The following is a 26,196-nucleotide window of genomic DNA, read 5'->3' on the forward strand; positions in this document are numbered from 1 at the left end:
CGTGCGAACGATGCGGACCCGCCGCCACCTTCTGACCGCGGCGGTGCTGCCGCTGGTCGCTGCCCTGCCCGGCTGCGGCTTCGAGCTGCGCCGCGCACCCGAGATGAAGTTCCGCGCGATCCAGCTGGCGAACTTCAAGCCGCGCTCGCCGCTGGCCGACGAACTGCGCATGAACATCAACGCGAGCACGACGACGCAGGTCGTCGAGGGCGTCGCGCAGGCGCAGGTCGTGCTCGAGGCGCTCGAGGACGTGCGCGAGAAGGTCGTCGTCGCGAGCAACTCGGTCGGGCAGGTCACCGAGTTCCAGCTGCGCGAACGCTTCAGCTTCCGGCTGCGCAGCAGCAGCGGGCGCGAGCTGATCCCGCGCACCGAGATCCTGCAGAACCGCGACCTGAGCTACACCGAGAGCGCCGCGCTCGCGAAGGAGCAGGAAGAGAACTTCCTGTACCGCACGATGCAGAGCGACATCGTCTCGCAGGTGATGCGCCGGCTCGCCTCGGTCCAGACCTTCTGAGCCCGCGACGATGCAACTCCGCGCCGACCAGCTCGCCGCCCACCTGCGCAACGGCCTGCGTCCGATCTACACCGTGTGGGGCGACGAGCCGCTGCTCGCGCAGGAGGCCGGCGACGCGATCCGCGCCGCGGCCCGCGCCAGTGGCTGCAGCGAGCGCCAGGTCCACACCGTCGCCGGCGCGCACTTCGACTGGAGCGGGTTGCTCGGCGCGTCGATGGCGCTGAGCCTGTTCTCCGAGCGGCAGCTGATCGAGATCCGCATCCCGTCGGGCAAGCCCGGCAAGGACGGCTCGGAAGCGCTGCAACGTTACTGCGACAGCCTCGGCGACGACGTGATCACGCTGGTGCAGCTGCCGAAGCTCGATCGCACGCAGCAGAGCAGCGCGTGGTTCAGCGCACTCGATGGTGCCGGCGTGACCGTGCGTGTGGACCCGATCGATCGCAAAGCGCTGCCCCAGTGGATCGCCCAGCGCCTCGCGCAGCAGGGCCAGCGCGCCGAGGGCGGCGAGGCGGGCCAGCGCACGCTCGGGTTCTTCGCCGATCGCATCGAGGGCAACCTGCTCGCCGCGCACCAGGAGATCCAGAAGCTCGGGCTCCTCTACCCGGCCGGCGAGCTCGGCTTCGAGCAGATCGAGGCGGCGGTGCTGAACGTTGCACGCTACGACGTCTTCAAGCTCGGCGAGGCAGTGCTCGCCGGCCAGGTTGCGCGCGCGCTGCGCATGCTCGACGGGCTGCAGGCCGAAGGCGAGGCGGCGGTGCTGGTGCACTGGACGCTGACCGAAGACATCCGCGCGCTGAAACGCGTGAAGGACGCGGTGGCGGGGGGCAAGCCGATGCCGGTGGCGCTGCGCGAGGGCCGTGTCTGGGGCGCGAAGGAGCGGCTGTTCGAGCGCGTCGTGCCGCTGCTGACCGAGCACACGGTCGCGCACCTGCTCGAGGCCGCGCAGGTCTGCGATGGGCTGGTCAAGGGCCTGAAGCACCCGGATTGGCCGACCGACCCGTGGGACGGCCTGCGGCGCCTGGTGCTGATGCTGGTTCAGCACACGTCGGCGGCGCCGGCAGCCGGGCGCGGGCGGGTCGTGGTGCAGCGGCTCGCGCTGGAGGCCTGATCGGGCCGGTTCTCAAGCAAATGTGGCTTCGCCACTTTGCTTGACCCCTGGGGGCGGGAATGTCGAAGACATTTCCTGGGGGCGCTCAGTAGCCGCGCGCCCGATCGACGAGGTGCTCGATCGGCCGTCCCGCGCGGCACGCGATGAGGTTGCGCGCCGCGATCGGCGCTGCGCTGCGCGGGTCGGTCGGCGCCGCGACATGCGGCAGCACGGTGACCGCGGGATGCGACCAGAACGGGTGCGCGCTCGGCAGCGGTTCGGTCGCGAACACATCGAGCACCGCGTGCCGCAGCTGGCCGCTGGCCAGCGCCGCGAGCAGATCCGCTTCGACGACATGCGCGCCGCGCGCCAGGTTCACGAGGCACGCGCCGCGCGGCATGTGCGCGAAACGCGCGGCGTCGAACAGGCCTTGCGTCTCGGGCGTCAACGGCAGCAGGTTCACGACGATGTGCGCCTGCGCCAGCGCCCGAGGCAGCGCCGTGATGCCGGCCAGAACCTCGATGCCGTTGCCGATCGCCGCAGCCGCGCCGCGGCTCCAACCGCACACCGGATAGCGCTGCTGCGCCAGGCGCTGCGCGACGGCGCGGCCCATCTGGCCCAGGCCGAGCACCGCGACCGTCGTCTCGTCGGCGCGGCGCAGCGGCTGCTGCCGCCACAGGCCGGCGCGCTGCTGCGCCGCGTAGCCGAAGAAGCCGCGCTGCAGGCTCAGCACGGCCCACAGCGCGGTCTGCGCCATCGTCTCGTTCATCGCGGGGTCGACCATGCGCGCCAGCGGCACGTGCGTCGGCAGCGTCGGATCGGCGAGCAGGCGATCGACGCCGGCCCACAGCGACTGGATCAGCCGCAGCTTCGGCAGGTCGCGCAGGCTGCCGGCCGGTGGGTTCGCGACGAGCGCGAACTCGATTTCGTGGGGCGGCACGGCATCGCGCTCGCGCACGAGTCGTTCTCGCGGCAGCGCCGCCTGCAGCAGCGGCCACCAGAGGGCCCAATCCTCGGCACTGAAATCGGCCGCGACGAGGATCGCCACCGTCAGGGTCCCTTCGTCACGCGTTCGATCAGGCGCTGGAGCGCGTGCCGCACTGTCTGCTCGCGGATCGACGCGCGGTCGCCGCTCAGCTGCAGCAGCTCGGCCTGCGCGCTGCCGCCGCGGCGTGCCAGCGCCAGCCAGACCGTGCCGACCGGCTTGTCTCTCGATCCGCCGCCCGGCCCGGCGATGCCGGTGACCGCGACGACGAGCTGCGCCCGCGAGTGCGCGAGCGCGCCGTCCGCCATCGCGAGCGCGGCCTCGCGGCTGACCGCGCCATGCGCCGCGAGCAGCCGTGCATCGACGCCGAGCGACTCGGTCTTCGCGTCGTTCGAGTAGGTCACGAAGCCGCGCTCGAACCAGTCGCTCGACCCCGCCACCGCGGTGCAGGCGGCGGCGATCAGGCCGCCGGTGCAGGACTCGGCCGTCGCGATCTTCAGGTCGGCATCGCGCAAGGCCTGCGCGAGCGCCAGAACCAGGGATTCGAACTGCGTCACAAGAACCTCCACAACGCGATCACGAGCAGCGCGCACAGCGCCGCGACGAGATCGTCGAACAGGATGCCGAAACCCTGCGCCCAACCGATCGGCATGCCGCGCCGCAGCTTGAACAACTGGTCGGCCCAGGCGACCGGGCCGGGCTTGGCGGCGTCGAAGAGGCGGAACAGCCCGAAGGCCCAGGCCTGCGCCCAGAAGCTCGCCGGCGTGACCAGCCACAGCACGAGCCAGAACGCGAGGATCTCGTCCCAGACGATCGCGCCGGGATCGGCGATCGCCAGATCCCGTGCCGAGACCGTGCACGCCCACCAGCCGACCAGCGCACTGCCGGCCAGCAGCAGCGCCCACTGCGGATCGCTCAGGTACGGCCGCAACACCGCGAACGCGACCCAGGCCCACAGCGTGCCGACGGTGCCCGGCGCGACCGGCGACAGCCCGCTGCCGAAGCCGAGCGCGATCAGGTGCGCCGGGTGCGACAGCAGAAAGCGCCAGCCCGGCTTGCGCGCGGCCGTCGCGACGGGCGGGTTCAGCGAAGGCGGCGGGCTCATGGCTTGAAGTGATCGAACGCACCGAAGGTGTTCGCCACGGCCCGGCCATCGCGATCGACGAGCCGCAGGCCGGCCTCGGCGTCGACGCGGCCGATGCGCGTGACGGGCACCTGCGCCGCCTGCGCGGCCGCCGCGACCTGCGCCGCATGCCGCGGCGGCGCGGTGAACACCAGTTCGTAGTCGTCGCCGCCGGCCAGCGTGCAGGTGCGCTGCAGCGCCTCGGGCAACGCGCGCAGCGCCGCGCTGCGCGGCAGCGCATCGACCTGCACCTCGGCGCCGACATTCGAGCGCCGCAGCACATGCGCGAGGTCGCCGAGCAAGCCGTCGGAGACGTCGATCGCGCTCGTCGCAATGCCGCGCAGCGCGAGGCCCAGCGCGACCCGCGGCTGCGGCTGCTCCATCGCGAGGCGCACGCGCTCGAACGCGTCGCCGGCCAGCACGACCGTGCCGCGGAACGCTTCGAGCGCAAGCCGCGCATCGCCGAGCGCGCCGCTGACATACAGGTCGTCGCCGGCCCGCGCACCCGAGCGCAGCAGCGCCTGGCCCTGCGGCACCTCGCCGAACACCGTGATGCACAGGTTCAGCGGCCCCTGGGTCGTATCGCCGCCGATCAGCTCGCACGCATGGGCGTCGGCGAGCGCGAGCAGGCCGCGCGCGAAGCCTTCGAGAAAGCCCTCGTCGACCCGCGGCATTGCCAGCGCGAGCGTGAACGCGACCGGCTTCGCGCCGCAGGCCGCGAGATCGCTCAGGTTGACCGCGAGCGCCTTGTGCCCGAGCCGATCCGGCGCGACCGTCGGCAGGAAGTGCCGGCCCTCGACCAGCATGTCGCTCGACACGGCGAGCTGCATGCCCGGCGCCGGCGCGAACAGCGCGCAGTCGTCGCCGACACCCAGTGCCGCACGGGTCACGGCGCGGGTGAAGTACTTCGCGATCAGGTCGAACTCGCCGAGGGGCATGGCGTCGTGGCCGATGAAGGGGTTGTGAAGGCGTGAACCGCCGGGGCACATGCGACGCGAACCTGCGGCGATGCGGCATCGGCATTATCGGGTTCGCGCCGGCTGGTCGTTGGGCGCAGCCGACTTCTACAATCGTGCGCCCACCGCCGCGCGCCCATCGCGCGGATCGGGCGGCCCCGACAACCAACACAGAGACTGCCGCATGTCCACCGCTGCCGACCAGAAGGCCTCCGAACTCCGCCGCGACGCGCTCGACTATCACGAGTTCCCGACGCCCGGCAAGATCGCGATCCATGCGACCAAGCAGATGGTGAACCAGCGCGATCTGGCGCTGGCGTATTCGCCCGGTGTCGCGCATGCCTGCGAAGAGATCGTCGCCGACCCGGCGAATGCGTTCCGCTACACCGCGCGCGGCAACCTGGTCGCGGTGATCACGAACGGCACCGCGGTGCTCGGCCTCGGCAACATCGGCCCGCTCGCGTCGAAGCCGGTGATGGAAGGCAAGGGCGTGCTGTTCAAGAAGTTCGCCGGCATCGACGTGTTCGACATCGAGATCGCCGAGAACGACCTCGACAAGCTGGTCGACCATATCGCCGCGCTGGAGCCGACCTTCGGCGGCATCAACCTCGAGGACATCAAGGCACCCGATTGCTTCTATGTCGAACGCGCGCTGCGCGCGCGCATGAAGATCCCGGTGTTCCACGATGACCAGCACGGCACCGCGATCGTCGTCGGCGCCGGGCTGCTGAACGGCCTGAAGGTCTCGGGCAAGCACATCAAGGAGGTCAAGCTCGTGACCTCGGGCGCCGGCGCCGCCGCGCTCGCGTGCCTGGGCCTGCTGATGAAGCTCGGCCTGCCGCGCGAGAACATCTGGGTCACCGACCTGGCCGGCGTCGTCTACGAGGGCCGCACCGAACTGATGGACGAAGACAAGATCGGCTTCGCGCAGAAGACCGAACACCGCACGCTGAGCGACGTGATCAAGGGCGCCGACATCTTCCTCGGACTCTCGGCCGGCGGCGTGCTGAAGCCGCAGATGGTCGCGACGATGGCGCCGAACCCGATGATCTTCGCGCTCGCGAACCCGACCCCGGAGATCCTGCCCGAAGAGGTGCTCGAGGTGCGCAGCGACGCGCTCATCGCGACCGGCCGGAGCGACTATCCGAATCAGGTCAACAACGTCCTGTGCTTCCCCTACATCTTTCGCGGCGCGCTCGATTCCGGCGCCACGACGATCACGATCGAGATGGAGATCGCTGCGGTGCACGCGATCGCGGAACTCGCGCAGGCCGAGCAGAACGAGGTCGTCGCGGCCGCGTACGCCGGCGAGTCGCTGAGCTTCGGCCCCGACAACCTGATCCCGAAGCCGTTCGACCCGCGGTTGATGATGCGCATCGCGCCGGCCGTCGCGAAGGCGGCGGCCGACTCGGGCGTCGCGGCGCGGCCGATCGCCGACATGGACGCCTACCGCGAGAAGCTGCAGACCTTCGTCTACGCGTCGGGCACGACGATGAAGCCGATCTTCACGATGGCCAAGCGCGCCGTGAACAAGCGCGTCGCGTTCGCCGAGGGCGAAGAGGAGCGCGTGCTGCGCGCGGTGCAGGTCATCGTCGACGAGGGCCTGGCGCGGCCGACGCTGATCGGGCGGCCCGAGGTCATCGCGCAGCGGGTCGAGAAGTTCGGCCTGCGCCTGGCCGCCGGCACCGACTACGACCTCGTCAACACCGAGAACGATCACCGCTTCCGCGACTACTGGCAGACCTACCACCGCATGACCGAGCGCAAGGGCGTGACCGCCCAGCTCGCGAAGATCGAGATGCGCCGTCGCCTGACCTTGATCGGCTCGATGCTGCTGAAGACCGGCGAGGTCGACGGCATGCTCTGCGGTACCTGGGGCACGACCGCGCTGCACCTGCACTACATCGACCAGGTGATCGGCAAGCGCGAGGGCACCAAGACCTACGCCTGCATGAACGGGCTGGTGCTGCCCGGACGCCAGGTGATGCTCGTCGACACCCACGTCAACTACGACCCGAGTGCCGAGCAGCTCGCCGAGATCACCATCATGGCGGCCGAGGAAATGATGCGCTTCGGGCTGCAACCGAAGGCGGCGTTGCTGTCGCACAGCAATTTCGGCTCGAGCAACCAGCCCTCGGCGGTCAAGATGCGCGACACGCTGGCGCTGTTGCAGCAGCAGGCGCCGTGGCTCGAGGTCGACGGCGAGATGCACGGCGACACCGCGCTCGACGCCACGTATCGCCAGACACTGATGCCGCACAGCGCGCTGACCGGCGAGGCCAACCTGCTGGTGCTGCCGAACATCGACGCCGCGAACATCAGCTACAACCTGCTGAAGACCGCCGCCGGCGGCGGCATCGCGATCGGCCCGGTGCTGCTCGGCGCGGCGCAACCGGTGCACATCCTGACGCCGTCGGCGACGGTGCGCCGCATCGTCAACATGACCGCGCTGACAGTGGCCGACGCCAACGCGGCGCGCTGACGCGCCAATCCCAAGGAAACCCGAAGGGCATGGGCAAAGCCCGTTCCCGCCCGGGAAGTCTTCGCATCACGCGCCCGAATAGGCTCGGCCTCCCTTGCGGAGAAACGGGCGCTGCGGGAGTATGCGCTCACTGATTCGGCCTTCGGATTGCCCCATTTTGAGGCAAAGGCTTGAGGTTTTTGGCGCGATTCGGTAACATCGCGGCTTCCGAATTCAGGGATTTCCCCGTGTTTTTCTCCGGTCGGCCACCGTGGTGGCAAGCCCTGCGCAAGATGGGGCTGGTTGTCACAGTGGCGGGTGCGGTCTTGACGGCCGGTACCGCCCAGGCCAGAGGCCTCCCCCCGGAAGCGGGCGGATCGGTGCCATTGGCGCAGTTGCCGGTCGAAGCGCAGGCCACGCATCGGCTGATCCTGGCCGGCGGCCCGTTTCCGCATCGCAAGGATGGCGCCGTGTTCGGCAACCGCGAACGGGCGCTGGCGCGCCAGCAGCGCGGCTTCTATCACGAGTACACGGTCCAGACGCCCGGTTCGCGCGATCGCGGCGCGCGGCGGATCGTCTGCGGTGGCAACCCGCCGGCGAAACCGGAAGCCTGTTTCTACACCGGCGATCACTACGCCAGCTTCCAGCGGATCGCGCCGTGAGTCGGTTTTTGTCTGAGTTTTTTTCTTGACCCGAGGAGGAACGTGACCATGCTGTTGCAGACAGTCCGTCCGAACATTGTTCAATCGATCCGCGCGTTTCGCGTCGAAGATCTGATGCAGGCGGCGCAAGGCGCCGAGCAGCATTTCCTCTATGCGAACCTGACGTCGGCCCAGTCCAAGCAGGACGTTCTCGAAGGCATCGCGCAGGCTTTCATGTTCCCGCCGCACTTCGGCAAGAACCTGGATGCGCTGTACGACTGCATGACCGACCTGGTCCACAAGTCGGGGGCGCAGCCGGGGTTCGTCGTCGTGCTCGAGCAATTGCCGGACAACCCGCGCTTCGACCGCGAGGCGCGCGAGCAGTTGCTCGACGTCTTCCGCGACGCAGCAGACTACTGGGCGGAACGAAAAATACCCTTCAGGTGTTTCTATTCTTTTCAGTAGCCCGCTCACAAGACCTCGCGTCTTGGGAGCGGGCTACCGAAGTGACCCCCGCCGCTACCGACAAGCCCGCCAAGCCGGCCGCGAAGAGCGCCGCGAACAACAGCTTCGGCATGAACATGCCGTTGATGAGCAGCGCCTTCGACACCGCGATGTGGCTGAACGCGGCCTGAGCCGCGCTTCCCGCGCCACGGGCCGCACCCGCGACACGCCCTGCGCAGCAAGCTGCGCAGGGCGTTGTCATTTCTTCGGCGCCAGCGCGCGCGCGAGTTCGAGGTAGGCTGCGACCGGCACCTCCTCGGCGCGCCGCTGCAGTTCGAAGCTGCCGCTGAAGTCGCGTTCGGCGAGCCAGCGGCCGAGCGTGTTGCGCAGCACCTTGCGGCGCTGCGAGAACGCGACGCGCACCAGCTCTTCCAGCAGCGCCGCGTCGACCTGCGGCGCAGGCGCGAGCGGCCGCATCCGCACGACCGCCGAATCGACACGCGGCGGCGGATCGAACGCCTGCGGCGGCACGTCGAGCACCGACTCGATCTCGTAACGCCATTGCAGCATCACGCTCAGGCGCCCGTAATCCTTGCTGCCGGGCGCGGCGGCCATGCGCTCGACCACCTCCTTCTGCAGCATGAAGTGCTGGTCGAGCACGTGATCGACGGCGCCGAGCAGATGGAACAGGATCGGCGTCGAGATGTTGTACGGCAGGTTGCCGACGATGCGCAGCTTGCGGTCATGGCGTTGCGCCAGCGCCTCGAGATCGACCTGGAGCACATCGGCCTCGATCACCTCGAGCTCGGGCCTGCGGCGCAGCCGCCCGGCCAGGTCGCGATCGAGCTCGATGACGCTCAAGCGGCCGCAGCGCGCGACCAGCGGATCGGTCAGCGCGCCGAGCCCGGGTCCGATCTCGACCAGCGCGTCGCCGGGTTGCGGGTCGATCGCGTCGACGATCGCGTCGAGGACGGCCCCGTCGGTCAGAAAGTGCTGACCAAAGCGCTTGCGCGCAATGTGCTTCACCGTGGCTATTGCGGCGGCTCGCGCATCTCGATATACGCACGGCCTCGCAGGTCGCGCACCCAGTCGAGGTAGGCGCCCTCGAACTTCTGCTCGCGCAACACGTTGCGCGCCTGCTCGCGCTGCTGCTTCAGGTCGAGGACGATCTCGCGGCGCTCCAGCACCTGGATCAGGTGCACGCCGAAACGCGAGATCAGCGGCTCGGACAGGCCGTTGACGGCCAGGTTGTTCATCGCCTCCTCGAACTCGGGCACGAAGGTGCCGGGCGAGGTCCAGCCGAGGTCGCCGCCCGCCGGCGCGCTGCCGTCTTCGGAGTTCTCGCGTGCGAGCTGCTCGAAGCTCTTGGTGCCGGCCTGGATCTGGCGCTTGAACTCGGCCAGGCGGCGGCCCGCCGCCTCGGCCGGCAGCTGCGGCGACACGCGCAGCAGGATGTGTCGCGCATGCGTTTGCACCGCCATGAAGGCCGCACCTTCCTGGCGCCCGACCAGCTTCAGCACATGGAAGCCGGCGCCGCTGCGCAGCAGCGTCGGCGTGAACTCGCCGGGCTTCAGGCTCTTGACGGCGTCGACGAACAGGTCGGGCAGCCGGTCGGCCGGGCGCATGCCGATCACACCGCCCTGCGCCTTGTTGCCGTCCTCGGAAATCTCGCGCGCGACGCTCAGAAAGTCTTCACCGGCCTTGACCCGCGCGAGCGCGGCCTCGGCGCGGACCCGGCGCGGCTCGATCACTTCGGCGGCGGCGCCTTCGGGCACGCTGACGAGGATCTGCGCGATGTTCAGCTGCCCCGACTTGCCGCTCGCGGCACGGCGCTGCTCGATCAGCGCGTCGACGTCGGCATCGCTGACGCGGATGCGCTGATTGACCTCGCGCTCGCGCACGCGCTCGACGAGCATCTGGTCTTTCACGTTGTTGCGAAAGGTGCCGTAGGCCAGGCCCTGCTGCTGCAGCCGCGTGCGCAGCTGCGGCATCGTCATCTGGTTCTGCACCGCGACGTTGGCGACCGCACGGTCGAGTTCGGCCTCGTCGATCTTCGGGCCGGTCTCGCGTGCGTTGGTGACCTGCACGCGCTCGTCGATCAGCGCCTCGAGCACCTGCTTGCGCAGCTCGGCCGGCGGCGGCAGAGGCTGCTTGGCGCGCGCTGCGTCTTCGCGGATGCGCGCGAGGCGCGCTTGCAGCTCGCCGTTCGTCACGAGCTCCTGGTTCACGACCGCGATGATGTAGTCGGCCATGTTCGGCGTTGCCGGCGCGCGCGTCTGCGCGGGCACCAGCGGGACGATCAGGCACAACGCCAGCGCGCAGACGGTGCGGCCGGTGGTGCGGCGGGAAAGCGGAAATTCAGTCATAGGCACTCGTCGCTGGCGCCACCGCGCGTCCTTCGCGCAGCAGCTTGTATCCGGGGATATTGTCCTTCAAGACCTGGAGCGGATTGCTTCCGAGCCGGGACAGGCCGACGAGTTCCAGCTGGAACAGCAGGCGCGTCGTCGCCTCCGACAGCCCGGTGGACTGCCTTGTTGCGACCAGGCGCCCGATCCAGCAGCCGGCGTCGTACTCGACGCCGACGATCGCATCGACGAGCCGACGCTCCAGCGTGCTGTAGTTGATCCGGCCGACGCCGTACCAGCTGCCCTTGCAGCCGCCGCCTTCACCGCCGCTGCGCCGTGCCGCGCTCGCGGCGTCGGGCGTCGGGCCGTACAGCGGCCATTGCCAGCCGAGCTCGACCTGCTCGCTCAGGCCCCGCGTCAACCGGTAGGTCGTGCTGATCGTGCGGTACGGGCCGGGCGAGTAGCGCGCGCTGACGACCGAGCGCGTCACGCGGTTGCTGTCGGGGCTGTACTGCACCGACGAGTCGAGCGTCCACGACGGGATCACGGTCGTCGAGGCGAGCAGCAACAGGTCGGAGAAGCGCTGCGTCAGCGGCTGCGCATCGGGCGTGACGAGCTGGTCGCGCAGCAGGTAGCGTTGCGCGACGCCGAGGCGCAGCCGCTCGGCGCCGCTTTCGGGATCGATGAAGCGGGTCGTGACGCCGGCGGTGACCTGGTGCGCGTCCGAGACGCGGTCGACGCCGGAGAACGCGTTGTCGGTGAAGATCGAGTCGAAGTTGAAGTCCTTCGCATAGGCGTCGAAGTTCGGCAGACCGCTCTGGTCGCGGTACGGCGTGTTGACGTACAGCAGCCGCGGTTCCAGGGTCTGACGCAGCGCCTTGCCGAAGAAGGTCGTGTCGCGCTCGAAGACCCACGCGCTGTCCAGGCTCAGCGTCGGGATGATGCGCGAGCCGTTCGCCGCGTTCGGGCTGCTGCTGCCGAACGGCTGGTCGATCGAGTACGACGCGGCGTTGAACGAGAGCTTCGGGGTCAGCGTCCAGCCCGGTGTCGTGTACGGCCAGGCGACGCTGCCGAGCGCGTGCACGCGGTTGCCGGTCGGGCGCGGCGTCAGCGACGCATGGGTCGGGTCGGTGAAGCGGTTGAACTCGGTCTCGAAGCCGACGTCGAGGCCCGGCCCGATGCGCCCGGTGTAGCGCGCGCCGATCTGCGGGGCGCGTTCGTACGGGGCCTCGATGCGCGTCGATGGATCGAGCGTCTGCAACACCTGCCACTTCTGGACCCGGGCGTACGTGGTCCAGTCGCCGAACGGGCGGCTGATCTGGAAATCGGATGCGAGCAGCCGCGGCGTGATGCTGGACGACACGTCGCGCGGGAAGTCCTTCCAGTAGTCGTCGTCGGAGACCCGCAGCACGTGCATCTTCAGCTGCAGCCGGTTGCCCAGATCGCTCTCGTGATTCGCCGCGAGCGCATAGCGCTCCGAGCCGGTGACGCGGTCGTTCGGCATCAGGTTCAGCTTCGCGTCGCCGCTGTAGTTCGGCTCCAGGTAGCGGAACTCGCTCTCCAGCGACGGGCCGCGCCGCGAGCTGATCTGCGGCGTGAACGTGGCGTCGCGATTCGGCGCGATGTTCCAGTAGTACGGGATCGAGAACTGCAGGCCGCTCTTCGAATCGAGCCCGACGCTCGGCGGCAACCAGCCCGACTTGCGCTCGTCGCTGAGCGGGAAGCTCATGCGCGGCGCGGCCAGGATCGGCACGCCGTAGAAGCGCAGCACCGCGCCGTCGGCGACACCGGTGTTGGTGCCGAAATCGAGGTGGACCTTGTCGGTCGTCAGCAGCCAGGCCGGATCGCCGGAACCATCGGCCGGGCAGCTGGTGTAGGTCGCGCCGGTCGCGACCGCGCGCTGCTCGTCCAGAAAGTCGATGCGCTGCGCGCTGCCGCCGGCATCGGTGCGCGCGAAGTGGTAGGTCGGGTTCAGGAAGAAGCCCTCGAAGCGCTGCACCTTGAGCTGCAGCTCGGGGCCGGTGTAGACGTTGCCGTCGCGGCTGATGCGCACATGGCCGGTCGCGGTCGCGAGGTCGTCGCCCTGCTCGTAGCGCAGCCGGTCGGCGCTGATCTTCATGCCGCCGCGCCGGAACTCGGCGTTGCCTTCGGCCACCGCGTCGAGGTCGGGGCTGCCGGTCACGGTCTGCGCGTTCAGGATGATCGGCAGCCGCCGCGCCGCCTCGCCGCGCGGCGCGGGTTGCAGCGCCGGCGACATGCGCAGCTCGATCGGTTCATCGGCCCCGGCTGCGACCTGCGCACACACCGGCCCCGCCAGCATCGCGGCGAGCGACGCGGCCAAAGGGGTCAGCAGCGGGCGGGCCGCGCGGGGTCGAAAAGGGAGCACCGGACGAGAGACCCAAGAGCGTGGCAGAAGGCGCCGATCGGTGCGGGCTCGAGTGCGGCGGTCCGCCGGCACCGGGCCTGCCCGAGGCAGTGTGGTTTGTAGAATCGATTATCCACGAGGCCCCAAGGTCAGCACCGCTTGAGCACCCCAACTTCCCCCGCGGCTTCGCCGTCCGCCCCCAATGCGTCGATCGCGTGGGCCGATCCGTCCCGCCACGCCGCCTTCGACACCTGGCTCGCCTCGATCGCACCGGCCCATGGGCTGCAGACCGCCAGCCTGCGCCCCGCGTCGAGCGACGCGAGTTTTCGGCGCTACTTCCGCATCGACGGCGCCGCGGGCCGGAGCCTCATCGTGATGGACGCACCGCCGCCGCTCGAAGACGTGCGCCCGTTCATCGACGTTGCCGCGCTGCTGCATGGCGCCGGGCTGAACGCGCCGCAGGTACTCGAACAGGATCTGCCGCACGGCTTTCTGCTGCTCACCGACCTGGGCACGCAGCTGTACCTCGATGCGCTGAACGAGGCGGTCGCCGCGGACGACACCGCGCGCCGCGACACGCTGATGCGCGACGCGATCCGCGCGCTGGTCCAGTGGCAGACGGGCGCCGATGCGCACGCGCTGCCGCCCTACGACGACGCGCTGCTGCGCCGCGAGCTCGCGCTCTTTCCCGACTGGTGCGTGACCCGCGAATGCGGCGCGCGCTGGAACGCCGACGACCAGCGGACATGGCAGGAGGCCTGCGACGCGCTCGTGCACAGCGCGCTGGCGCAGCCGACCGTCGCGGTGCACCGCGACTACATGCCGCGCAACCTGATGGTCACCGCCGAGAACAACCCCGGCATCCTCGATTTTCAAGACGCGGTGCGCGGCCCGGTCAGCTACGACATCGCCTGCCTGTTGCGCGACGCCTTCATCTCGTGGGACGAAGAACTCGAGATCGATTGGGCGGTGCGCTACTGGCAGGCCGCGCGCCAGGCCGGCCTCGTGCTGCCCGACGACTTCGGCGAATTCTGGCGCCAGCTCGAGTGGATGGGCCTGCAGCGCCACCTGAAGGTGCTGGGCATCTTCTGCCGGCTGAAGCACCGCGACGGCAAGCCGAAGTACAGCGAGGATCTGCCGCGCTTCTTCGGCTACGCGCACAAGGTCGCGGCACGCTACAACGTGCTGCGGCCGCTCTCGCGGCTGCTCGAGCCGTTGATGGGCGCGCAGCGCGTCGAGGGGTTCTACTGAACACCCCCAGGAAATGTCTTCGACATTCCCTCCCCGAGGGGTCAAGCAAAGTGGCAAAGCCACATTTGCTTGAGAGCCCGGGCGAGCGCCGGGCCGCCCGCTGTCATCGGTTCAATCGGACAGGGCCAGCGAAGTCTGCACCGGCGCGCCGCGCTTCGGCCGCGGCTGGGTCTCGCAGCCCGCGGCCAGCAGCCACGGGTCGCGCTCTTCGCCGCCGAAGGTCTTGACGAGGAAGTCGACGAACACGCGCGTGCGCGCCGGCACGTGCTTGCGCGTCGGCATGCCCGCGTACAACGTCGTCGTGAACAGATGCCATTGCGGCAGCACGCGCTCCAGCGCATTCTCGAGCAAGGCGTCCTCGGCGACGAACGACGGCAGCCCGGTGATGCCGAGGCCCGCGAGCGCCGCGGCGTACATCGTGTCGGTGTGGATCGTGCTCAGCGCCGAGCGCTTCGGCAGCAACGTGACCGACTCGCCCGCCGCGTCGTCGTCACTGACGCGCGCGCCGGCATGGAAGGTCAGCTCGCGCAGGAACGGCGGCACCATCGAATCGTGCCCTTCGATGTCCTTCGGGTGCTGCGGCCGGCCGCGTCGATCGAGGTATTCGGGCGCCGCGCACAGGATCACTTCGGAGCGCGCCAGGCGCCGTGCGATGTAGTTGCCGTCGAGCGGGCGCCGGCCTTCGGTCAGGATGCTGACATCGAAGTTCTCGTCGACCGTCTCGACCGGCCCCGGCACCGAGAGCTCGAGCGTCACGCGCGGGTACAGCGCGCGAAATTTCGGCAGGTGCTTGGCGATCTGGTGCACCGCGAACGCCGGCGGGCACAGCACGCGCAGGTGGCCGCGCGGCTCCGCGGTCGACGCGGTCGCGAGCGCCTCGGCCTCCTCGACCTCGGTCAGGATGTGGCGCACGCGTTCGAGGTAGAGCTCGCCGGTGTCGGTCAGCGACAGCCGCCGCGTCGTGCGGTTGATGAGGCGCGAGCCAAGGTGCTCTTCGAGGTCGGCGACGAGCCTCGTGACGACCGCCGGCGAGAGGTTCAGTTCACGCGCGGCGCGCGCGAAGCTGCCTTCGTCGACGACGCGCGAGAACACCCGCATCGAGTGCAGTCGGTCCATTTTCAACCCCCGGCTTTGTTTCTATTTCAGCAATGCGCAATTGAACCATACGCTGTTTATTGATGCTTCGGCAATGTCTACAGTTCAGTCCATCGATGGGCCACCAGCGCATCGAACTGGACAAGACGGCACCTGACCACCATCGCCGCCGGGCCCGGATGTCAAGCCACTTTGATCGAAAGACACATCATGAACAGCAAGTTTCTCTACGCCGCGACGATCGCGGTCTCCCTGATCAGCACGCTCGCGATGGCCGATGAGGCGCCGCTCACCCGCGCCCAGGTCAACGCCGACGTGCAGCAGGCGATCGCCAGCGGCGCGCTGCAGCGCACCGACTACGACAGTGGCTCGTACCGCGCCGAGCCGAGCGCCGTCTCGAGCGGCAAGAGCCGTGCACAGGTCGGCATCGAGCTGGCCCAGGCCAAGGCCGCCCGCGCGACGCTGATCGGCCCGGACGCGAACCGCACCTACAACCAGTTCGGTACGCAGATCCACGATCACTCGACGCTGGCGCGCAGCGAGGTGAAGAGCGACGTGCTGGCCGCTGCGGCGAACGGCACGCTGCAACGCACCGACTACGACGACGCCGCGTCGGTCGCCCGCAAGGCGAAGCAGCACGAAGCATCGGCGACCTTCGCGCAGCGCTTCAAGGCGCGGTTCTCGAAGAACCAGAGCTGAGCCCTGCATCGAAAAACGGGCCACCTTCGGGTGGCCCTTTTCTTTTGGCGGCGACAATGGCGGGCTGATGTTCACCTTCTTCGAGACCCGCATCCGCCCGACCGCGCCGCCGCCCGGCGCACCCCCTGCCGGCCTGCTCGCCTTCTACTGGCACTTCATCCGCCAGACGCGCGGGCTGTACCTCGCGATGTTCGCGACCGGTCTCGGTGTCGCGCTGATCGACACACTGATCCCGGTATTCATCGGCAAGCTCGTGACCCTGATGCAGGCGCCGGACCGCGCGCGCGCATTCGGCGACGCGACGCCGACGCTGCTCGCGATGGCCGCGACCGTGCTGATCTGCCGACCGGCCGCGATGCTCGCCGACAGCCTGATGCGCAACAACGCGGTCGTGCCGAGCGTGACCAGCCTGATCCGCTGGCAGAGCCACTGGCACGTCGTGCGGCAGAGCTGGCCGTTCTTCCAGAACGACTTCGCCGGCCGCATCGCGAACCGTGTGATGCAGACCGGCAACGCGGTGCGCGAGTGCGTCGTCAGCAGCATCCGCGCGCTCTGGTACATCGCGATCTATGGCGTCTCGGCGCTGCTGCTGATGGGCGCCGCGGACTGGCGCCTCGCGGTGCCGACCGTGCTCTGGTTCTGCGGCTACGTGTTCTTCCTGCGCTACTTCGTGCCGCGCATGCGCGACCGCGCAAAGATCAGCTCCGAGCTGCGCTCGATGGTGATGGGGCGCGTCGTCGACAGCTACACCAACATCCTGACCGTCAAACTGTTCGCTCGCACGCGCGACGAAGACAAGTACGTGCGCGACGCGGTCGACGAGCACACCGATGCGATCGCGCGGCACATGCGTGTGACGACCCGCTTCATGGGCACGCTGGCAGTGATGAACGCGATGCTGCTCGTCAGCACCGCGACGATCGGCATGGTGCTGTGGGCGCACGGCCAGGTCAGCGCCGGCCTGGTCGCGACCGCGCTGCCGCTCGCCTGGCAGATCGCGAACGTCGCCGGCTGGGTCAGCTGGGAGGTGACCGGCATCTTCGAGAACGTCGGCGTCGTTCAGGAAGGCATGGAGACGATCGCGGTGCCGCACTCGTTGACCGACGAGCCGGGCGCGCGCGAGCTCGTCGTGCAGCCGGCGCCGCGCGGTGGCGAGATCCGCTTCGAACACCTGACCTTCACCTACGGCCGCGCCGACGGCAAGCGCGTGCTCGACGACCTGAATCTCGTGATCAAGCCGGGCGAGCGCATCGGACTGATCGGCCGATCGGGTGCGGGCAAGTCGACGCTGGTGAACCTGCTGCTGCGCTTCCACGAGGTCGAGCGCGGCAGCATCCGCATCGACGGCCACGACATCTCCCAGGTCACGCAGGAGAGCCTGCGCGCGGCCATCGGCATGGTCACGCAGGACACCTCGCTGCTGCACCGTTCGATCGCCGCCAACATCGGCTACGGCCACCCGGATGCGAGCCCGGACGAGATCGCCGCCGCCGCCCGCAAGGCGCAGGCCGACGACTTCATCGCCGACCTGAGCGACTGGAAGGGCCGCACCGGCTACGAGGCGCATGTGGGCGAGCGCGGCGTCAAGCTGAGCGGCGGCCAGCGCCAGCGCGTCGCGATCGCGCGCGTCGTGCTGAAGGACGCGCCGATCCTCGTGCTCGACGAGGCCACCTCGGCACTCGACAGCGAGGTCGAGCTCGCGATCCAGGAACAGCTGCTCGGGCTGATGGAAGGCAAGACCGTGATCGCGATCGCGCACCGTCTGTCGACGATCGCGCGGATGGACCGGTTGATCGTGCTCGAACAGGGCCGCATCGCCGAACAGGGCACGCACGCGGAGCTGCTGCAGCTCGGCGGGCTCTACGCGAAGCTGTGGACGCATCAGTCGGGCGGCTTCCTGCCGGTCGATGGCGATCCGGCGCCGATCGATGTCGAATCCGAGATCCAGGCCGCGTTGCAGGGCGTCGCCGCCGATGAACTGCGCAGCGCCGCGCAGCCCGAGCCGATCACCCGCGACGCCCCGCTGGGCGTGAAGGCCTGAAGCTGACCTCAGAGCATGCTGCGCATCACCGAACTTCGTTTGCCGCTGGGCCATGCCGAGGACGCGCTGCGACCGGCGATCGTCGCGCGGCTCGGTATTGCCGACGCTGCGCTGACATCCTTCGCGATCTTCAAGCGCAGCTACGACGCGCGCAAGAAGAGCGCGATCGTGCTGATCTACACGATCGACTGCGCGCTGCGCGACGAGGCCGCCGTGGCCGCGCGGCTCGCCGGTCAGCCGCACATCCGCGCGACGCCGGACACGAGCTATCACTTCGTCGGTCACGCGCCGGTCGACTGGCCGCAGGACAAGCGCCCGCTCGTCGTCGGCTTCGGCCCGTGCGGCATCTTCGCGGCGCTGATCCTCGCGCAGATGGGGCTGCGGCCGATCGTGCTCGAACGCGGCAAGGAGGTGCGCGAGCGCACGAAGGACACCTGGGGGCTGTGGCGCAAGAACGTGCTGAACCCCGAGTCGAACGTGCAGTTCGGCGAGGGCGGCGCCGGCACGTTCTCGGACGGCAAGCTGTGGAGCCAGATCAGCGACCCGCGCCACCTGACGCGCAAGGTGCTGGACGAGTTCGTCAAGGCCGGCGCGCCTGAAGAAATCCTGTTCGTCGCGAAGCCGCACATCGGCACCTTCCGGCTCGTCGGCATGGTCGAGAAGATGCGCGCCGAGATCGAAGCGCTCGGCGGCGAGATCCGCTTCGGGCAGCGCGTGACCGACGTGCTGATCGAAGGCGGCCGCATCCGTGGCGTGACCGTGCACGATGGCGCGCAGCTCGCGGCCGACCACGTCGTGCTGGCGCTCGGCCACAGCGCGCGCGACACCTTCGCGATGCTGCACGCGCGCGGCGTCTTCATGGAGCCAAAGCCGTTTTCGATCGGCTTCCGGATCGAGCATCCGCAGTCGATCATCGACAAGGCGCGCTTCGGCCCGAACGCCGGCAACGAGGTCCTCGGCGCGGCCGATTACAAGCTCGTGCACCATGCGCGCAACGGCCGCTCGGTCTACAGCTTCTGCATGTGCCCGGGCGGCACCGTCGTCGCGGCGACCTCGGAGCCGGGCCGCGTCGTGACGAACGGCATGAGCCAGTATTCGCGCAACGAGCGCAACGCGAACGCCGGCATCGTCGTCGGCATCGCGCCGCAGGACTACCGGCAGGACGGCCGCGCCGACGGGCCAGTGAACCCGCTCGACGGCATCGCGTTCCAGCGCCTCTGGGAGTCGCGCGCGTACGAGCTCGGCGGCGGCAACTACGAGGCGCCGGGGCAGCGCGTCGGCGATTTCCTGAGCGGCCGGCCCTCGACCGCCTTTGGCAGCGTGCTGCCGTCGTACCAGCCCGGCGTGCACCTGACCGACCTCGGTGCCGGCGCCGATGCGGCGCTGCCGGCGTATGCGATCGAGGCGATCCGCGAAGCGCTGCCCGCGTTCGAACGCCAGATCGCGGGCTTCGCGATGCCCGACGCAATGCTGACCGGCGTCGAGACCCGCACCTCGTCGCCGCTGCGCATCACGCGCGGGCGCGACGACTTCCAGAGCCTGAACGTCGGCGGCCTGTACCCGGCCGGCGAAGGCGCGGGTTATGCCGGCGGGATCATGTCGGCCGGCGTCGACGGCATCGAGGTCGCCGAGGCCGTCGCGCGTTCGATCTTCGGCGCCGCCTGAACCGATTGCCGCGAAGGCGGTCGCGACTCGAACGCGCGCTGCAACAGGCAGAACACGAGCAGCAGCGCGCCGATCACGATGCGTGTCCACCAGGAGCTCAGGGATCCGTCGAACGCGATCAGCGTCTGGATGATCCCGAGGATCAGCACGCCGAACAGCGTGCCCGCGACGAAGCCGACCCCGCCGCTGAGCAGCGTGCCGCCGATCACGACGGCGGCGATCGCATCGAGCTCCAGGCCCACCGCATGCAGGCCGTACCCCGACAGCATGTAGAACGTGAACACGACCCCGGCGAGCGCCGAGCAGAAGCCGCTGAAGGTGTAGACCAGCACCGTCGTGCGCGCGACCGGCAAGCCCATCAGCAGCGCCGACGGTTCGCTGCCGCCGATCGCGTAGACGGTGCGTCCGAACTCGGTCGCGCTGGCGAGCCAGATGCCGAGCCCGAGCGTCGCGAGCGCGATCAGCGCGCCGACGGTGATCGAGGCGCCGCCGCTCCACAGCGCCATGCGCAGCTGCGAGATCGAGGTGTAGGTCGCATCGGTGATGCTGATCGAGTCGATGCTGATCAGGTAGCACAGTCCGCGCGCCAGGAACATGCCGGCGAGCGTGACGATGAAGGGCTGCAGGCGAAAGCGCTGGATCAACCAGCCCATCAGCGCGCCGAACGCGGTGCCGAGCGCGAGCACCAGCGGGATCGCCTGGGCCGCGCTCCAGTGGTGGTGCTCGACGAGCGCGGCCGAGACCATCGTCGTCAGCGCGATCACCGAGCCGACCGACAGGTCGATGCCGCCCGACAGGATCACGAAGGTCATTCCGACGCCGACGATGCACAGGAACGCGTTGTCGATCAGCAGGTTCAGGAACACCTGCGCCGAGAAGAAGCCGGTGTACGCGACCGAGCCGTAGCCCGCGGTCAGCGCGAACACCGCGATCGTGCCGAGCAGCGGCACGTAGCGCGAGTCCAGGCGCATCGACCCCATCACCGCGCGCCTCCTGCCGCCGGCCGCACGACCCAGCCGCGCAGCGCGGCGCGGAACTCGGCCGACTGCAGCAGCATCACGACGAACACGACGCCGGCCTTCACGACCATGTTGATCTCGGGCGGCACGCCGATCGAGTAGATCGTCGAGGTCAGCGTCTGGATGATCAGCGCGCCCAGCACGCTGCCCGCCAGACTGAAGCGACCACCGGTCAGCGCGGTGCCGCCGAGCGTGACCGCGAGGATCGCGTCGAGCTCCATCAGCATGCCGGCGTTGTTGCCGTCGGCGCTCTTGACGTTCGAGCTGATCACGAGGCCCGCGACGCCCGCCGCGAGGCCGCAGAAGGTGTAGACGCAGACCGTGATCAGGCGCTCGTGCAGCCCGGCCAGCCGCGCCGCCGCGGGGTTGATGCCGATCGTCTGGATGAACAGCCCGAGTGCGCTGCGCGTCATCAGCAGGTGCAACGCGCCCCAGACCGTCGCGGCGATGAACACCGCGAACGGCAGGCCGAGCAGAAAGCCGTTGCCGAGGAAGAAGAACGGCGCGTAGTAGACCGTGATGATCTGGCCGCCGGTCAGCAGCTGCGCGACGCCGCGGCCGGCGACCATCAGGATCAGCGTCGCGATGATCGGCTGCATGCCGACCTTCGCGACGAGCAGCCCGTTCCACAGCCCGCACAGCGCGGCCACCGCCAGCGCGGCGACGATCGCCAGGCCCATCGGGAAGCGGCTGACGTGCGTCTGCACGCCGTCCTTCACGACAAGTTCGCCGCCGATCATCAGCGCGCCGACCGCGGCGGCGATCGCGACGACCGCGCCGACCGAGATGTCGATGCCGCGCGTCGCGATCACCAGCGTCATGCCGAGCGCGACCAGCGCGAGCGGCGCGGCGCGGTTCAGGATGTCGATCACGCTGCCGTAGAGATGGCCGTCGCGCCATTGCAGCTGCCAGAAGCCGGGGTTGAACACCGCGTTCACCGCGAGCAGCAGCAGCAGCGTGATGAACGGCCACAGCAGCCGGTGGCGAAGCAAGGTCCGTATCGCAGTCGATCGCATCACGACTCCGCCGCGATCAGGTGGTAGACGGCCTGCTCGGAGCTGTTGCCCGGCAGCTCGCCGACCTTGCTGCGGTCGCGCATCACGACGATGCGATCGGAGACGCGCACGACCTCGTCCATCTCCGACGAGATGAACAGCACCGCCATGCCGCCGCGCGCGAGCGCGAGGATCTCGTTCATGATTTCCTGTTTCGCCGCGACATCGATGCCGCGCGTCGGTTCGTCGAGGATCAGCAGCCGCGGCGCGGTCGCGAGCCAGCGCGCGAGCACGACCTTCTGCTGATTGCCGCCCGAGAGCAGCGCGATGGGCGTGTCGATGTCGGCCGTCTTGATGCCGAGCGCCAGCACGAAGCGGTCGGCGATCTCCTTCTGGCGCGCGGGCGAGAGGTATTTCCAGATGCCGAGCCGTGCCTGCAGCGCGAGCGCGATGTTCTCGCGCACCGAAAGCTCGGCGACGATGCCCTCGACCTTGCGCTCCTCGGGGCACATCGCCAGGCCGTGGCGGATCGCCTGGGCCGGATTGTCGAAATGCACGTGCGCGCCGTCGACGTGCAGCTCGCCGCTGTCGCTGCGGTCCAGGCCGAACAGCAGCCGTGCGAGCTCGGTGCGCCCCGAGCCGAGCAGGCCGCCGACGCCGACGACCTCGCCGCGGCGCAGGCTCAGGTCGACCGGGTTCAGCTGGCCGCGCCGGCCGAAGCCGCTCGCCTCGAGCAACGCCGGGCCGGACGCGGCATGGACCGGCTCGTTGCGACCCGCGGCGGCGCTCAGCTCGCGCCCGACCATCGCGGTGATCAGCGCCGCGGGCGGCAGCTCGGCCTTCAGGTATTCGCCGACGAGCTCGCCGTTGCGCAGCACGGTGATGCGGTCCGAGACCGCATACATCTGCTCGAAGAAGTGCGTGACGAAGAGGATCGCGAGCCCCGAGTCGCGCAGCTGGCGCAGCACGCCGAACAGGCGCGCGACCTCCTGCTCGTCGAGGCTCGAGGTCGGCTCGTCGAGGATCAGCACCTTGGCGTCGACGCCGAGCGCGCGCGCGATCGCGACCATCTGCTGCACCGCGACGGGATAGCTCGAGAGCAGCCGCGTCACGTCGATCTCGAGGTTCAGGCGCGCGAGCAGCGCGCGCGCACCCTGGTGCATGCGCGCCCAGTCGATGCGCCACAACCCGGCCGCGCCCTTGCGCGGGTAGCGACCGGCGAAGATGTTCTCGGCCACCGACAGGTTCGGGCAGAGGTTCACCTCCTGGTAGACGGTGCTGATGCCCAGGCGCTGCGCCGCGGCCGGCGAGGCCGGATGGATGGCCGCGCCGTTCAGCTTCAGCTCGCCCGCGTCGCCCGGGTAGACGCCGGTCAGCACCTTGATCAGCGTCGACTTGCCGGCGCCGTTCTGCCCCATCAGCGCGTGCACCTCGCCGGCGTAGAGCCGGAAGTCCACACCCGACAGCGCGAGGACCCCGGTGAAGCGGCGGGTGAGGCCGCGCGCTTCGAGGACGAGCTGCGAGCTCAAGGCTCAGCCGGCGCCGGGCCGCCAGGGGCCACGCAGGGGCCCCTTCGTGGCCCTTGCGGCTGACGCCCCCTCGGGGGGCAGGAGCGCAGCGACGTGGGGGCCATCATTTCTCAGTATTTCCGGTTCGGGAATTCCTTCGCCGCCACTTCCATCGGGAACACGCCTTCCTGCGTGACGATGCGCTTGGGCAGCGTCTTGCCGGCCTTCAGGTCCTTCACGGCCTGCATCAGCTGCGGCCCGAGCAGCGGGCTGCATTCGACGCTGACATTCATCTTGCCGGCGATCATCGCCTCGAACGCGCCCTTCACGGCGTCGACCGAGATGATGATGATGTCCTTCGCGGGCTTCATGCCGGCTTCCTCGATCGCCTGGATCGCGCCGATCGCCATGTCGTCGTTGTGCGCGTAGAGCACGTTGATCTTCTTGCCCTCCGCCTTCAGGAAGGCTTCCATCACCTCCTTGCCCTTCGCGCGCGTGAAGTCGCCGGTCTGCGAGCGGATGATCTTGAACTTCGGATCGGCCTTGATGATTTCCTCGAAGCCCTTCTTGCGATCGATCGCCGGCGCCGAACCGACCGTGCCCTGCAGCTCGACGATGTTCACCGGCGTCGTCGAGCCCTTCGTCTTCTCGACCAGCCAGCGCCCGGCGCGGCGGCCCTCCTCGACGAAGTCCGAGCCCATGAAGCTGACCCACAGGCTGTCGTCCTTCTCGTTGACCGCGCGGTCCGACAGGATCACCGGGATCTTCGCGGCCTTGGCCTCCTGCAGCACCGTGCCCCAGCCGGATTCGACGACCGGCGAGAACGCGATCACGTCGACCTTCTGCGCGATGAACGCGCGGATCGCCTTGATCTGGTTCTCCTGCTTCTGCTGCGCGTCGGAGAACTTCAGCTCGATGCCGGCCTCCTTGGCCGAGGACTTGATCGACTCGGTGTTCGCGGTGCGCCATTCGCTCTCGGCGCCGACTTGCGAGAAGCCGAGCACGATCTTGTTGCCCTGCGCGAACGCGGCAGGGATCGGCAGGCCGGCGGCGATCAGGGCCGCGATGACGGTACGTCGTTGGGTGTTCATGGGGGTCGTCTCCTCTTCGGGTGGTTGTTTCAGTCAGTGCTGAAGCGATGCACGGTCGTGCTCGTGAACGTCTCGCCGGGCCGCAGCACGGTGGACGGAAACTCGGGTCGGTTCGGGCTGTCCGGGTAGTGCTGCGTCTCCAGGCACACGCCGTCGCCCTGGCGATAGGCCTGGCCGTTCGAGCCGCGCAGCCGGCCGTCGAGAAAGTTGCCCGAGTAGAACTGGATGCCGGGCTCGGTGGTCTCGATCTCCATCACGCGCCCCGAGGCCAGGTCGGCCAGGCGCGCGGCGCGAACCAGACCGTGGCGGCCGGCACGGTCGAGCGCGAAGCAGTGGTCGTAGCCGCGCGCGGCCGTCAGTCGGGGGTCGCCGCTGCGGATGCGCTCGCCGATGCGCGCGGGCTGGCGGAAGTCGAACGGCGTGCCGTCGACCTCGGCGATCTCGGTCGGGATCAGCTGTGCGTCGACCGGCAGGAACAGGCTCGCGTTCAGGCTCAGCGTGTGGCCCAGCGCACTGCCGCCGCCCGCGAGGTTGTAGTAGCCGTGGTGCGTCAGGTTGACGATCGTCGTGCGGCTCGTCGTCGCGCGGTAGTCGATGCGCCACTCGTCGAGCGGTGTCAGGGTGTAGCGCACGCTCACCGCGAGTCGGCCCGGGTAGTGTTCGTCGCCGTCGTCGCTGGTCAGCGAGAGTTCGAGCGCGACGCTGCCATCGGCCTGCGGCGGCAACGGCTCGATCGCCCACCAGCGCGTGCCGAAACCGCCCGGGCCGCCGTGCAGCGCGTTCGCACCGAAGCTCGCGGCGTCGTTCAGCGCGAGCTGGTGCGGCTCGCCGTCGAGCATGAAGCGGCCGCCCTTGATGCGATTGCCGAAGCGGCCGACGAGCGTGCCGAAGTTCGGGTTGCGCAGGACATAGTCGGCGAGATTGTCGAAGCCGAGCACGACGTTCGCGCTGCGGCCTTCGCGGTCCGGGCAGTGCAGCGCGGTCACGATGCCGCCGTAGTTGATCGCGCGCAGCACGAGGCCGCAGCCGTTGGCGAGCGTGTACTCGTGCACCGCACGGCCGTCCGGCAGATGACCATAGAGCGTCACCGTGGTCATGCGTCAGACCCAGCCACCATCGACGATGAAGTCCTGCGCGCTGCACATCGCGCTGTCGTCGGCGCCGAGGAACAGCGCCATCCGTGCGATGTGTTCGGGCAGCAGCGGCTGGTTGATGCACTGGCCGCGCGCGATCTCCTCGCGGCCCTTGTCGTCGAGCCAGAAGCGGACCTGCTTATCGGTCATGACCCAGCCCGGCACCAGCGTGTTGACGCGGATGTTGAACGGCCCGAGGTCGCGCGCGAGGCTGCGCGTCAGGCCCTGCACCGCGGCCTTCGAGGTCGTGTAGACCGGCATGCCGCCCTGCTTGAGCTTCCAGCTCACCGAGCCGAAGTTGACGATCGAGCCGAAGCCGGCGGCCTTCATGTCGGCCGCGACGTTCTTCGCGGCGAAGAACTGGTGCTTGAGGTTGACCGCGATGCCGGCGTCCCAGCTTTCGGACGTGGTCTCCCCGATCGTGTGGCGCTTGTCGTTCGCGGCGTTGTTGAGCAGCGCGGTGATGGCGCCGATGCGCTCGCGGATCGCGTCGATCGCACGCTCGAGCGCCGCGATGTCGGTCAGGTCGGCGGCGACGAACACCGGCGCGTGGCGCGCGCCCGCGAGCTTCGCGGCGAGGGCCTCGCCGGCCTGCGCGTCGAGGTCGATGAAGCCGACGCGCGCGCCCTGCGCGACGAACGATTCGACCAGCGTCGCGCCGATGCCGGTGGCGCCGCCGGTGATCAGCACGCCGCGATCCTGCAGGCTGGGGTAGTGGGCGAAGGGCGTCATCGGTTCTTGGCGGCAGTCAATAAGGTCATACTAAAAGACACTTGAT

At 69.3% G+C, this 26,196-nt stretch carries 24 protein-coding genes; 10 read left to right on the plus strand and 14 right to left on the minus strand.

The features are described 5' to 3' along the window. The first annotated feature begins 10 nt into the window (after nt 1–10). Complete coding sequence (locus AC1DTW_RS15670; RefSeq protein WP_477982160.1) at nt 11–514, plus strand: LPS-assembly lipoprotein LptE; 504 nt, start codon at nt 11–13, stop codon at nt 512–514. Between the two features lie 10 nt (nt 515–524). Further along, nucleotides 525–1,622, plus strand: a complete 1,098-nt coding sequence (gene holA / locus AC1DTW_RS15675; RefSeq protein WP_477982162.1) for a DNA polymerase III subunit delta — start codon at nt 525–527, stop codon at nt 1,620–1,622. 85 nt (nt 1,623–1,707) lie between these two features. On the opposite strand, the gene AC1DTW_RS15680 is transcribed toward holA, so the two are convergent. From AC1DTW_RS15680 to thiL, 4 genes are read right to left on the minus strand one after another with little or no spacing between them, the layout of a single operon-like run. Continuing rightward, on the minus strand, nt 1,708–2,649 hold the full coding sequence (locus AC1DTW_RS15680; RefSeq protein WP_477982164.1) for a 2-hydroxyacid dehydrogenase: 942 nt from the start codon (nt 2,647–2,649) through the stop codon (nt 1,708–1,710). A 2-nt stretch (nt 2,650–2,651) separates the two neighbouring features. Beyond that, entirely contained in the window at nt 2,652–3,143 is a 492-nt protein-coding gene (locus tag AC1DTW_RS15685) for a CinA family protein (RefSeq protein ID WP_477982165.1), read from the minus strand. Further along, nucleotides 3,140–3,691 carry a phosphatidylglycerophosphatase A family protein gene (locus AC1DTW_RS15690; protein ID WP_477982167.1) on the minus strand — a complete coding sequence of 184 codons (552 nt, stop codon included), beginning with the start codon at nt 3,689–3,691 and terminating at the stop codon, nt 3,140–3,142. The genes AC1DTW_RS15685 and AC1DTW_RS15690 overlap by 4 nt, the downstream gene beginning before the upstream one ends. After that, entirely contained in the window at nt 3,688–4,647 is a 960-nt protein-coding gene (thiL, locus tag AC1DTW_RS15695; protein WP_477982168.1) for a thiamine-phosphate kinase, read from the minus strand. The genes AC1DTW_RS15690 and thiL overlap by 4 nt, the downstream gene beginning before the upstream one ends. Nucleotides 4,648–4,849: 202 nt before the next feature. On the opposite strand from thiL, the gene AC1DTW_RS15700 reads away from it, so the two are divergent. The 4 genes from AC1DTW_RS15700 (at nt 4,850) to AC1DTW_RS15715 (ending at nt 8,402) form a co-directional block, all read left to right on the plus strand. Then, complete coding sequence (locus AC1DTW_RS15700; RefSeq protein WP_477982169.1) at nt 4,850–7,147, plus strand: NADP-dependent malic enzyme; 2,298 nt, start codon at nt 4,850–4,852, stop codon at nt 7,145–7,147. Between the two features lie 272 nt (nt 7,148–7,419). Next, entirely contained in the window at nt 7,420–7,788 is a 369-nt protein-coding gene (locus AC1DTW_RS15705) for a guanyl-specific ribonuclease (RefSeq protein ID WP_477982263.1), read from the plus strand. A 48-nt stretch (nt 7,789–7,836) separates the two neighbouring features. Further along, nucleotides 7,837–8,232 (plus strand): barstar family protein, encoded by a 396-nt coding sequence (locus tag AC1DTW_RS15710; protein WP_477982170.1) that lies wholly within the window; start codon nt 7,837–7,839, stop codon nt 8,230–8,232. Nucleotides 8,233–8,273: 41 nt separating this feature from the next. Then, the gene (locus AC1DTW_RS15715; RefSeq protein ID WP_477982171.1) at nt 8,274–8,402 is read left to right on the plus strand and encodes a hypothetical protein; all 129 of its coding nucleotides are present in this window, start codon (nt 8,274–8,276) and stop codon (nt 8,400–8,402) included. 67 nt (nt 8,403–8,469) lie between these two features. Here the strand turns inward: AC1DTW_RS15715 and rsmA are convergent, their stop codons facing one another. The 3 genes from rsmA to AC1DTW_RS15730 are packed head-to-tail and all read right to left on the minus strand — an operon-like array spanning nt 8,470 to nt 12,897. Beyond that, nucleotides 8,470–9,237 carry a 16S rRNA (adenine(1518)-N(6)/adenine(1519)-N(6))-dimethyltransferase RsmA gene (gene rsmA, locus AC1DTW_RS15720; RefSeq protein WP_477982172.1) on the minus strand — a complete coding sequence of 256 codons (768 nt, stop codon included), beginning with the start codon at nt 9,235–9,237 and terminating at the stop codon, nt 8,470–8,472. A 5-nt stretch (nt 9,238–9,242) separates the two neighbouring features. Continuing rightward, nucleotides 9,243–10,577 (minus strand): peptidylprolyl isomerase, encoded by a 1,335-nt coding sequence (locus AC1DTW_RS15725; RefSeq protein ID WP_477982173.1) that lies wholly within the window; start codon nt 10,575–10,577, stop codon nt 9,243–9,245. After that, nucleotides 10,570–12,897 (minus strand): LPS-assembly protein LptD, encoded by a 2,328-nt coding sequence (locus AC1DTW_RS15730; protein WP_477982174.1) that lies wholly within the window; start codon nt 12,895–12,897, stop codon nt 10,570–10,572. Before AC1DTW_RS15730 ends, AC1DTW_RS15725 begins: the two co-directional genes overlap by 8 nt. A gap of 183 nt (nt 12,898–13,080) precedes the next feature. Here AC1DTW_RS15730 and AC1DTW_RS15735 point away from each other — a divergent pair, with 183 nt between their 5' ends. Next, complete coding sequence (locus AC1DTW_RS15735) at nt 13,081–14,172, plus strand: aminoglycoside phosphotransferase family protein (RefSeq protein ID WP_477982175.1); 1,092 nt, start codon at nt 13,081–13,083, stop codon at nt 14,170–14,172. Nucleotides 14,173–14,283: 111 nt separating this feature from the next. On the opposite strand, the gene AC1DTW_RS15740 is transcribed toward AC1DTW_RS15735, so the two are convergent. Next, nucleotides 14,284–15,288, minus strand: coding sequence for a LysR family transcriptional regulator (locus AC1DTW_RS15740; protein ID WP_477982176.1), 1,005 nt, complete (start codon nt 15,286–15,288; stop codon nt 14,284–14,286). Between the two features lie 189 nt (nt 15,289–15,477). Between AC1DTW_RS15740 and AC1DTW_RS15745 the strand changes: the two genes are divergently transcribed. The 3 genes from AC1DTW_RS15745 to AC1DTW_RS15755 all read left to right on the plus strand — a co-directional run bounded on the left by AC1DTW_RS15745 (nt 15,478) and on the right by AC1DTW_RS15755 (nt 19,672). Then, nucleotides 15,478–15,966: a DUF4148 domain-containing protein gene (locus tag AC1DTW_RS15745; protein ID WP_477982178.1), complete on the plus strand. Its 489-nt coding sequence runs from the start codon at nt 15,478–15,480 to the stop codon at nt 15,964–15,966. A 67-nt stretch (nt 15,967–16,033) separates the two neighbouring features. Further along, complete coding sequence (locus tag AC1DTW_RS15750) at nt 16,034–18,007, plus strand: ABC transporter ATP-binding protein (protein ID WP_477982179.1); 1,974 nt, start codon at nt 16,034–16,036, stop codon at nt 18,005–18,007. A gap of 15 nt (nt 18,008–18,022) precedes the next feature. Then, on the plus strand, nt 18,023–19,672 hold the full coding sequence (locus AC1DTW_RS15755; RefSeq protein WP_477982180.1) for an NAD(P)/FAD-dependent oxidoreductase: 1,650 nt from the start codon (nt 18,023–18,025) through the stop codon (nt 19,670–19,672). Here the strand turns inward: AC1DTW_RS15755 and yjfF are convergent. From yjfF to AC1DTW_RS15785, 6 genes are all read right to left on the minus strand, one after another. Next, nucleotides 19,588–20,643 (minus strand): galactofuranose ABC transporter, permease protein YjfF, encoded by a 1,056-nt coding sequence (gene yjfF, locus AC1DTW_RS15760; protein WP_477982264.1) that lies wholly within the window; start codon nt 20,641–20,643, stop codon nt 19,588–19,590. The two genes, AC1DTW_RS15755 and yjfF, sit on opposite strands and share 85 nt — an antisense overlap. An 8-nt stretch (nt 20,644–20,651) precedes the next feature. Beyond that, nucleotides 20,652–21,707, minus strand: a complete 1,056-nt coding sequence (locus AC1DTW_RS15765) for an ABC transporter permease (RefSeq protein ID WP_477982181.1) — start codon at nt 21,705–21,707, stop codon at nt 20,652–20,654. Then, nucleotides 21,707–23,215, minus strand: a complete 1,509-nt coding sequence (locus AC1DTW_RS15770) for a sugar ABC transporter ATP-binding protein (protein WP_477982182.1) — start codon at nt 23,213–23,215, stop codon at nt 21,707–21,709. The genes AC1DTW_RS15765 and AC1DTW_RS15770 overlap by 1 nt, the downstream gene beginning before the upstream one ends. Nucleotides 23,216–23,325: 110 nt before the next feature. Continuing rightward, complete coding sequence (locus AC1DTW_RS15775; protein ID WP_477982183.1) at nt 23,326–24,285, minus strand: ABC transporter substrate-binding protein; 960 nt, start codon at nt 24,283–24,285, stop codon at nt 23,326–23,328. 29 nt (nt 24,286–24,314) lie between these two features. After that, nucleotides 24,315–25,382, minus strand: a complete 1,068-nt coding sequence (locus tag AC1DTW_RS15780) for an aldose epimerase family protein (RefSeq protein WP_477982185.1) — start codon at nt 25,380–25,382, stop codon at nt 24,315–24,317. A gap of 3 nt (nt 25,383–25,385) precedes the next feature. Further along, complete coding sequence (locus tag AC1DTW_RS15785) at nt 25,386–26,150, minus strand: SDR family NAD(P)-dependent oxidoreductase (protein ID WP_477982186.1); 765 nt, start codon at nt 26,148–26,150, stop codon at nt 25,386–25,388. Between the last annotated feature and the right edge of the window lie 46 nt (nt 26,151–26,196).

Source organism: Rhizobacter sp. P5_A1, from assembly GCF_056400745.1.